Source organism: Thiohalocapsa sp. ML1 (genome assembly GCF_001469165.1).
GTDB lineage: Bacteria > Pseudomonadota > Gammaproteobacteria > Chromatiales > Chromatiaceae > Thiohalocapsa.
Window position 1 is genome coordinate 1 of record NZ_JABX01000090.1, and the last position, 7,574, is coordinate 7,574.

The window sequence follows — 7,574 nt, forward strand, 5'->3', positions numbered from 1 at the left end:
GTCGCGGCTAAAGTCGCTGCCACGGGCGGATTGCGCGTGCGTTGTGGGAGCGGCTTTAGCCGCGATCGAGCGCGATGCTCAAGCCTGTCGCGGCTAAAGCCGCTCCCACGGGCGGCGGGTCGCTCAGGCGGCCAGCGGCTGCGGCTCGTGCGACAGGCAGGCCTTGGGACAGACGCGCGAGCAGGACTCGCAGCCGATGCAGTCCATGACGTTCTTGAGGTTCATGACCATGCCGGGGACCTCGTCGAATTCGTCGTCGAAGTCGTCGCTGTCGTCGAGATCGAGCTCATCGCGGTCCACGAGCTCGAAGACATCGCGCGGGCAGACCTTGTAGCAGCGCCCGCAGCCGATGCAGTTGGATTGATTCAGGGCCGTGATGAAGGCGGGCGTCCACTGCGCGCCGCCGCGGGTCAGGCCGGTGATGGTGCTCATGATGCGCTCCCGGTGGGTGGCTTGAGGCTTGGGTTGGCTTAATCGGATTGGCTTAATCGGGTTGGCTGAAGCGGAAAGCCTGCGGTGGGGTCGGTTCGGTGCCGGCCGCTCAGGCCGCCGCCTCGGCCGCCTTGAGCTTGGCATCCGCCTCGGCCCAGGCGCGGCAGGCGTCGTAGGTGGCCTGCGCGATGCCCGGGATTTCTTCATAGCCCGCCGGCAGGCGGTCCTCGACCAGGTCGTGCAGCTCGCTCGCGCGCTCGCTCGCGATACGCTTGGCCTTCTTGACGGCCTTTTCGAGGGACTTGATGTCTTCGTCGGTCATTGTTGCGTTGCTCCTCGGTTAAGGGGCGCGGCCAAGGCCTCGGGATTCCCAACCCCTAGGCCCCAGCCCCTAGCCCCTAGCCCCTCACTTACAACCCTGCCACTTCCGGATACATCCCCACCAACTCCAGCGCCACGGACAGGTGCTTGTCCGCGTCGTCCTTCAGCTTGCTCAGGCTCTCGTAGCCAAAGCGGTGCACGTCGCGCAGCGAGCGGTCGAGCACGACGAGCTTGCCGACGGTGATGACCACGCGCCCGAAGCCCTCGTGGGTGAGGTTCACCAGCGGCACGGCCATGCGGCCGCATTCCTGCTCGATGAGCGCAGAGATGGCGTTGTAGAAGACCTTGATGCGGGAGATGACGATCTCGTCCGGGTCGCCGACGATGGGCAGCTCGCGCTTTTCTTCCTTGGTGAGCACGAAGGGTTCCAGGATCTCCGCCGGCGACAGGTTGTCGAGGGTGCCGTAAGGGTCGGTGGCGCGCATCTGGCGGACCATCTCGATGCCAAAGGCGGTGGTCAGGACGGGGTCGTCGGCGGCGATCTTTGGGGTGGTGGTTGTGGTCATTTCGGCTTTCGGTTCGTTTAGGTTGGCGAAGGAAGAAGTGCGAAGTGCGAAGTGCGAAGTGCGAAGTGCGAAGTGCGTAGTGCGTAGTGCGAAGTGCGGTCAGCCGGCTACGGTAGGGTGGGGCGGGTGGATGGTGACTGGGATGCCGGTTGGGATGCGGCGCAGCAGCACGGGGCGGAAGCGGGCTCGGGCGCCGCTGCCGCCGGTGACGAGCCCGGCGAGCCAGAGCCCGGCCAGGAGCCCGCCTAAGCCGCTCGCGGCGCCGGCCATGTCGCCGAGCCCGGCGGCCTCTGCGGCACCGGCGGCGCCCAAGAGCGCGAGCAGCGGCAGCAGGTAGGCCACGAGCGACGCGCGCACCAGCACCGGGCTGCGGATGCCGATGACCACCCGCTCGCCCGCCGCGAGCCCAAGGTGGTCGAGCACCCGCAGGCGCGTGGCGTTGCCCTGGCCGAACAGCTTGGCAACGGTGGCCGTGCCGCAGCTCGCGCCCTGGCCGCAGGCGCTGCAACTGCTCTGCCGCGGCACCTCAACGAGGGCGGCGCCGTCGACAACGGCAACAACGGCGGCTTCTTGTTCGATCATGATCGTTGGCTCAACTTGTCGCTGGAGAAGGGCCGAGGGCCGAGGGCCGAGGGCCGAGGGCCGAGGGCCGAGGGCCAAGGGCCAAGGGCCAAGGTGGTGCAGCAGCCGGCGTCCTCGGCCCTCGGCCCTCGGCCCTTTCTGCTTGCTCTCGTGCCGAGGCTCCGCCTCTGCACGCCTCTTCGCGGCTCTGCCGCCCTGCGCCGCGCACTGGCGGCAGAGCCGCCGTACCAGGTGCCGAGGCAGAGTCTCGGCACCAGTCGGATTCGATTCCGTGCCTCGGCGGACTGAAGTCCACCTTCCCCAGGGGCCGACTAAAGTCGGCGTACCCGGGAACGGCCTCGCAACTTCCGCAGTGGTGTACTAGCCAGCCACTAGCCACTAACCACTAGCCACTAGCCACGAGCCTCGGCACCAGTCGGACCCTTCCAACTTCAAACTTCCCGCAGCCGCGCCATCTTCCTTACAAACTTCACACTTCACACTTCAAACTTCAAACTTCAAACTTCAAACTTCAAACTTCAAACTTTTCACTCACTCCACCCCTCCGCCTCCATCGCATCAAACCGGTCCGCCCGCGGCGAGCGCCGCTCGATGGCGCGGGCGAGCCAGGCGCTCGGGCCGTCGCGCAGCTCTTGCTGTAAGTCCCTGAGCAGGCCGCTGATGAGGGTGTCCGGCGGGACCTTGATGGGCTGGATGCCGTGGGTCTTGAGCTGGCCGATGGCGGAAGCGCCGACGGCCTGGCAGTAGACGGCGACGCAGTCGGTCAGCGCCGCGATCTTCGCGGCAAGCTTGTCCTCGTTGCCGTCCATGTCGAGGCGGCCGAACTGCGCGGCCTCTTCCAGGTCGTAGCGTGCGGCGCCGATGCGGTAGATGACAAATCCCTGCGCGGCGCCGAAGTGCTGATCCACGTGCTTGCGGTCGGCGCTGGCGAAGGCGACCCGCACCGTCACTGCTTCGTCGCCGGCATCGATGGCGGCCGGCGCGGCGCTGCCGCCGTCGATGAGCCTGAGCTTGCGTTCGAAGGCCATGGTCCTCTCCGGTCCGGGTTGCTGCTCGCCCAGGCGCTAGGCCGCAGCGAGCGCGTCGCGCTCGGCGTCCGGCCACTGCTTGAGCGTGGATCGATACGCGTGAATCTCGCCCTTGTGCAGGCCAAGCACGATGTTCGCCAACTCAAACAGCGTGGCGCGCGTGCCCGTGTAGCCCACCCACTGGCGCTGATAGCCGCCGAGCAGGTCGAACTGCGGGAAGCCCGCGCGCAGCAGCGGAATCCCTAAGCGCTCGGCGGTGTGGGCGCCGTGGCTGTTGGTGATGAGCACCTCGGCGCCGTTGGCGCGGGCGGCCTGCTCCAGGTCTTCGAGGTCGCCGATCTTGACGCTCGCGGCGCGGACCTGGCGCAGCGCCGGGGCGTTGGTGGGCGCGACGGCGGCGACGGTCTCGGCACCCATGTCGGCCAGCACTTGCGTGATCGCTGCCAGCAGATCGCCCTCCGCGGCCACCGCGAAGCGCGCCTGGCCGAGCGCGAAGTGGGCGTCGAGCATGGCGTCCTGCAACTGGCTCCGCTGGCGGGTGATGCGCTCCGGCACCGGCTCGGCGCTGATCTCGGCGAGCGCAGAGATGAAGGCGTCCATGGCGTCGATGCCCATCAGGTGCGGGAATCGGTAGTCCGGCACGCCGGTGCGCGCGGCGAGGGCGTCGGCGGCGCCGGCCAGCGACGTGCCGATGACCAGCGTCGCGACGGAGTCGCCCGCGGTGGCCAGCTCCGAGACCCGCGTGCCGCCGATGGTCAGCGCGCTGAAGTCCGCGTCCGCGAGGTGGCCGTCGAGGGAGTCCGAGATGTCCGGCAGCACCAGCGCCCGCAGCCGGAAGCGCTCCAGCAGGTCCTTGATGTGCTCGATGTCGCCGACCGTGAGATGCGAGCCCGGGAGCACGTTCACCTGCCGCTGCCGGCGGCCGGGGCGGGTGCCGGCGACGCTGGACTTCGGCACCAGCCGCTCGATGATGGCCTTGAGCGCGGCGTTGAAGCCGGACTCCAGGCTGCCCGCGTAGTCCGGCGTATTCACCGGCACCACCGCGATGTGGTCGTACTCCGGATGCTGCGCGCGGAACATGCCGACGGCGCGCTCGATGTCGGCGCCCTGGGTCTCGGTGAGACCGGTGGTGGGCAGGCCGATGAGCGCCGGCGCGTGCTTGCCCGCGATGGTGGCCAGGCCTTCCACCACGGCGTCGTCGCCGCCCATGATGGTGGTCACCTGATCCAGCGCCGTGGTCTGCATCGGCATCGGCTCACGGAAGTGCTGGATGAAGAAGATCTTGCCGAAGGCGGTGCAGCCCTGGGAGCCGTGCAGCATCGGCAGGCAGCGGTCCATCCCTAAGAAGGCGAGCGTCGCGCCCAGCGTGGCGCTGGCCTTCAACGGGCTCACGGCGAGCGCCTTGTTGCGCTTGACGATCTCCGGCGGGGTGATGGTCATGTCAGGCATGGCTCGCGACCTCCTCTGCGGCTGCTCTGGGCTCGGCGGGGCGTGCCGGGGAGGCTGCGCGGACGGCGCGCTCGGCGGTGTCGGCGGCGCCTGCCGGCACGGCCCACGGCGGCGCGCTGCGCACGGCGCGCCAGATCGGGCTCTCCAGGGTCACGGTGAGCTGGCGGGCCAGCTCCAGCATGCCGTCGTAGCCGGCGTAGCCGTATTCGCGCTCCTGATTGATGTCGAGGAAGGGGATGCGCGCCTTGAGCGCCGTGTACATGTTGCGCCCGCCCGCGATCATCACGTCGGCGCCGTAGCGGTTGTACAGATCGAGCAGCGCGCGCGGGTTGCCGTCCTCGATCATCGGCGCGTCCTCGCCCATCAGCGCGCGGATGCGGGCCTTGTCGTCCTCGGTGGACTTCTTGGTGCCGGTGGCGACCACGGTCATGCCAAGATCCTGCAGTGCCGACACCACGGACCAGGACTTGACGCCGCCGGTGTAGAGCAGCGCGCGCTTGCCGGCCAGGCGCTCGCGCCAGGGGGCGAGCGCCGCGTCGATGCGCGCCTCCTCGCGGGCGATGATGGTCTCGGTGCGGGCGGTCAGGTCCGCATCGCCAATGAGCTGCGCGAAGGTGCGAAGCGCATGGGACACGTCCGCGACGCCGTAGAAGCTGCCCTCGAACCAGGGCGTGCCGTAGGCCTCCTGCAGCTTGCGCGCCACGTTGATCATGGCCTTGGAGCAGACCATCATGTTGACCTCCGCGCGGTGCATGGTCTGCACCTCGCGGAAGCGGGCGTCGCCGGAAAGCGTGCACAGTACCCGCAGGCCCAGCTCGTCGAACAGCGGCAGCACGTGCCAGAGCTCGCCGGCGATGTTGTATTCGCCGATGAGCGAGATGTCGTGCACCTTGAATCCGTCCCTTTCGATGCCCGCCGGCACCGGGTCCGGCTCGCGCGTGCCGCAGACCTGCTTGACCATGGTCTCGCCGGCGATGCGGTTGCCCAAGTTCTTGGTACCGTAGAAGCCGGCCGCGTCCACGGAGATCACCGGCGTGCCCCAGCGCTCGGTGGCCGCCTTGCAGACGGCGCCGACGTCGTCGCCGATGAGCGCCGGCACACAGGTGTTGTAGACGAACACCGCCGCGGGCTGGTAGCCGTCGATGGCCTGCTTGATGCCGTGGAAGAGCCGTTTCTCGCCGCGGCCCATGATCACGTCCTGCTCGGTCAGGTCCGTGGTCATGCCGAGCTTGAAGATCGCGGGGCCGGTGGAGCGGGTGCCGCGGTTGTCCCAGGCGCTGCCGGCACAGGCGATGGAGCCGTGCACGATGTGGGCGACATCGACGATGGGGAGCAGCGCGATCTGTGCGCCGTCGAAGGCGCAGCCGCCGGCGGTGGCGCCGGGCTTGGTCTTCGCGCAGCCGGATTTTTCTTTCTTGTTGTGCTCGCAGGCCGGCTCGTCGAGAAGCGCGGCGATGTCTTTCTGTTTCATGCTCGATCCTGGTGCGACAGCTATCGAGGATTGTTAGCAGAAGACATGCCAGCGGGCGATGGGCTCTGTCGTGATGCCGAGTAGATGCGCTAAAGCGTTATTGCAAATATAGAAAATGGCCTGCGGTCGGTCACTCCCGGCGACTTGGGCTGCCCTGTCGCAAAGCCGACAAGCCGCGTTCCGTGAAGGGTTTGGAACAGGTGATCGCCGGTGCTGCTCGGCACAGTGGGAGCGGCTTTACCATGAAAGTCGCGCGCGGCGCGCTCCGTAATCTCCCTCTCCCTCTGGGAGAGGGCCGGGGTGAGGGCAACGGCCATGGCGAGCGGCGCCTTTCATCCTGCGGGGTGGCGCTGGTCGCCATGGCCGTTAGCCGCGACTGCTGCGCCGGGGCAGTCAGCAGGCTCTATCGCGGCTAATGCCGCTCCCACGCTGGGGCGCCGTGGGAGCGAGCTCAGCCGCGAGTGCAGGGCTGGCACTGGGATTGCTTCCAGACTCAGGATTGCCCCCAGCCCGACAACGGAAGCCTCGCCCATGCCACCGACCCTCGACGACCTCGCCGCCGCCGTGCGGCGTGCGGACCTGATCCCCTATCTTGGCCCGGGCGTGCTCGCGGGCGTCGTCGATACGGCCACGGGCGAGCCCATGCCGGTGCAGAGCGACGACATGATCCTGGCCATGAACAACGGCCGGCCGATGTCCAAGCGGCTCATGTGGGAGTTTCCGCGGGCGGCGATGGAGGTGGAGCTCAAGCGCGGGCGCAGTGCTTTGCACCGCTTCCTGGACCAGCTCTACGGCCAGCGCACCTGGACCCGGGCGCCGCTGCACGACTGGCTCGCCGCCCTGGCGCCGCCCTATGTCATCGACATCAACCGCGATACCCAGCTCCAGGACTCCTACGCCGAGCGCCCGCATACCCTGATCCGCGGCATCGCGCGCATCGGCGGCACGGACTATCGCTTTCGGCTGGACGCCTACGACGGCGAGAGCTACCGCGAGGTCGAGCAGGATGCCGTGGACACGCGCCTGCCGGTGCTGTTCAAGCCCATGGGCAGCCCGCGGCCGAACGCGACCTACATCGCCTCCGATGCCGACTTTGTCGACTACCTCACCGAGCTGATGGGCGGCTTTGGCATACCGAAGTTCCTGAAGGACTACCGCATCGGCCGGCAATACCTCTTTCTCGGCCTGCGTTTCACGCGCGACACCGAGCGCATGGTGATGTCCGACATCATCTACGCCGCCGGCGAGCCCGCGGGCTACGCGCTGATCCCGGAGCCGACGGACAAGGAGCGGCGCTTCTGCGAGACCAAGCGCATCGAGATCATCGAGTCCGACGTCGCGGACCTGCTCGCCGCCACCGGCGACGCCGACCTGCTGCCGGATGCGGCGACCATCGGCTGCTGAGGCAGCCCACTTCGGCGCAAAGGTGCTGCGCGCCGGGTGTCGGGGCACGCGCCGCATCCGGCTTATCGTGCTCGGTGCGATCGCGAAGCGCCCGCGCAACGCCCCGTGGGAACTGTTCAGCGCCGAAATGGATCGGATTCGCCACGGGGTGGCGCATTATCGTGTCCGCGCGCTGCACAGGCCGCCGCCTGCCTGGACAGCGAGCCGTCACGGACTGGGAGCGCCGGCTTTCAGCCGGCTTCGCGCGCCGGGGGCTCGATGCCCCCGGCGTGCGATCGACTGCGCTGGAGCAGGGCGACTGCCCGCCGGGCGGGAGACTGC

Annotated in this window: 8 protein-coding genes; 1 reads left to right on the forward strand and 7 read right to left on the reverse strand. The window is 68.5% G+C overall.

Going from position 1 to position 7,574, the window contains the following annotated elements:
* Positions 1 to 123: 123 nt before the first annotated feature.
* From fdxB to nifE, 7 genes are all read right to left on the reverse strand, one after another.
* Positions 124 to 432 carry a ferredoxin III, nif-specific gene (fdxB, locus tag ML01_RS26170; protein WP_058558315.1) on the reverse strand — a complete coding sequence of 103 codons (309 nt, stop codon included), beginning with the start codon at positions 430 to 432 and terminating at the stop codon, positions 124 to 126.
* Between the two features lie 109 nt (positions 433 to 541).
* The gene (locus ML01_RS26175) at positions 542 to 754 is read right to left on the reverse strand and encodes a CCE_0567 family metalloprotein (protein ID WP_058558316.1); all 213 of its coding nucleotides are present in this window, start codon (positions 752 to 754) and stop codon (positions 542 to 544) included.
* A gap of 88 nt (positions 755 to 842) precedes the next feature.
* On the reverse strand, positions 843 to 1,319 hold the full coding sequence (locus tag ML01_RS26180) for a NifX-associated nitrogen fixation protein (protein WP_058558317.1): 477 nt from the start codon (positions 1,317 to 1,319) through the stop codon (positions 843 to 845).
* 99 nt (positions 1,320 to 1,418) lie between these two features.
* Positions 1,419 to 1,901 (reverse strand): SoxR reducing system RseC family protein, encoded by a 483-nt coding sequence (locus ML01_RS26185; RefSeq protein ID WP_058558318.1) that lies wholly within the window; start codon positions 1,899 to 1,901, stop codon positions 1,419 to 1,421.
* 527 nt (positions 1,902 to 2,428) lie between these two features.
* Positions 2,429 to 2,929 carry a NifB/NifX family molybdenum-iron cluster-binding protein gene (locus tag ML01_RS26190; protein WP_058558319.1) on the reverse strand — a complete coding sequence of 167 codons (501 nt, stop codon included), beginning with the start codon at positions 2,927 to 2,929 and terminating at the stop codon, positions 2,429 to 2,431.
* A 36-nt stretch (positions 2,930 to 2,965) separates the two neighbouring features.
* Positions 2,966 to 4,378, reverse strand: coding sequence for a nitrogenase iron-molybdenum cofactor biosynthesis protein NifN (nifN, locus tag ML01_RS26195; RefSeq protein ID WP_254045402.1), 1,413 nt, complete (start codon positions 4,376 to 4,378; stop codon positions 2,966 to 2,968).
* Positions 4,371 to 5,849 (reverse strand): nitrogenase iron-molybdenum cofactor biosynthesis protein NifE, encoded by a 1,479-nt coding sequence (gene nifE, locus ML01_RS26200; protein WP_058558321.1) that lies wholly within the window; start codon positions 5,847 to 5,849, stop codon positions 4,371 to 4,373. Before nifE ends, nifN begins: the two co-directional genes overlap by 8 nt.
* Before the next feature lie 531 nt (positions 5,850 to 6,380).
* Here nifE and ML01_RS26205 point away from each other — a divergent pair.
* Positions 6,381 to 7,253 carry an SIR2 family protein gene (locus ML01_RS26205; RefSeq protein ID WP_058558322.1) on the forward strand — a complete coding sequence of 291 codons (873 nt, stop codon included), beginning with the start codon at positions 6,381 to 6,383 and terminating at the stop codon, positions 7,251 to 7,253.
* The last annotated feature ends 321 nt before the right edge of the window (positions 7,254 to 7,574 follow it).

Coding starts and splice junctions, on each gene's coding strand:
- nifN (WP_254045402.1), bottom strand. CDS start 4,378: ATGCCTGACATGACCATCACCCCGCCGGAGATCGTCAAGCGCAACAAG.
- ML01_RS26180 (WP_058558317.1), bottom strand. CDS start 1,319: ATGACCACAACCACCACCCCAAAGATCGCCGCCGACGACCCCGTCCTG.
- ML01_RS26175 (WP_058558316.1), bottom strand. CDS start 754: ATGACCGACGAAGACATCAAGTCCCTCGAAAAGGCCGTCAAGAAGGCC.
- ML01_RS26190 (WP_058558319.1), bottom strand. CDS start 2,929: ATGGCCTTCGAACGCAAGCTCAGGCTCATCGACGGCGGCAGCGCCGCG.
- nifE (WP_058558321.1), bottom strand. CDS start 5,849: ATGAAACAGAAAGACATCGCCGCGCTTCTCGACGAGCCGGCCTGCGAG.
- fdxB (WP_058558315.1), bottom strand. CDS start 432: ATGAGCACCATCACCGGCCTGACCCGCGGCGGCGCGCAGTGGACGCCC.
- ML01_RS26205 (WP_058558322.1), top strand. CDS start 6,381: ATGCCACCGACCCTCGACGACCTCGCCGCCGCCGTGCGGCGTGCGGAC.
- ML01_RS26185 (WP_058558318.1), bottom strand. CDS start 1,901: ATGATCGAACAAGAAGCCGCCGTTGTTGCCGTTGTCGACGGCGCCGCC.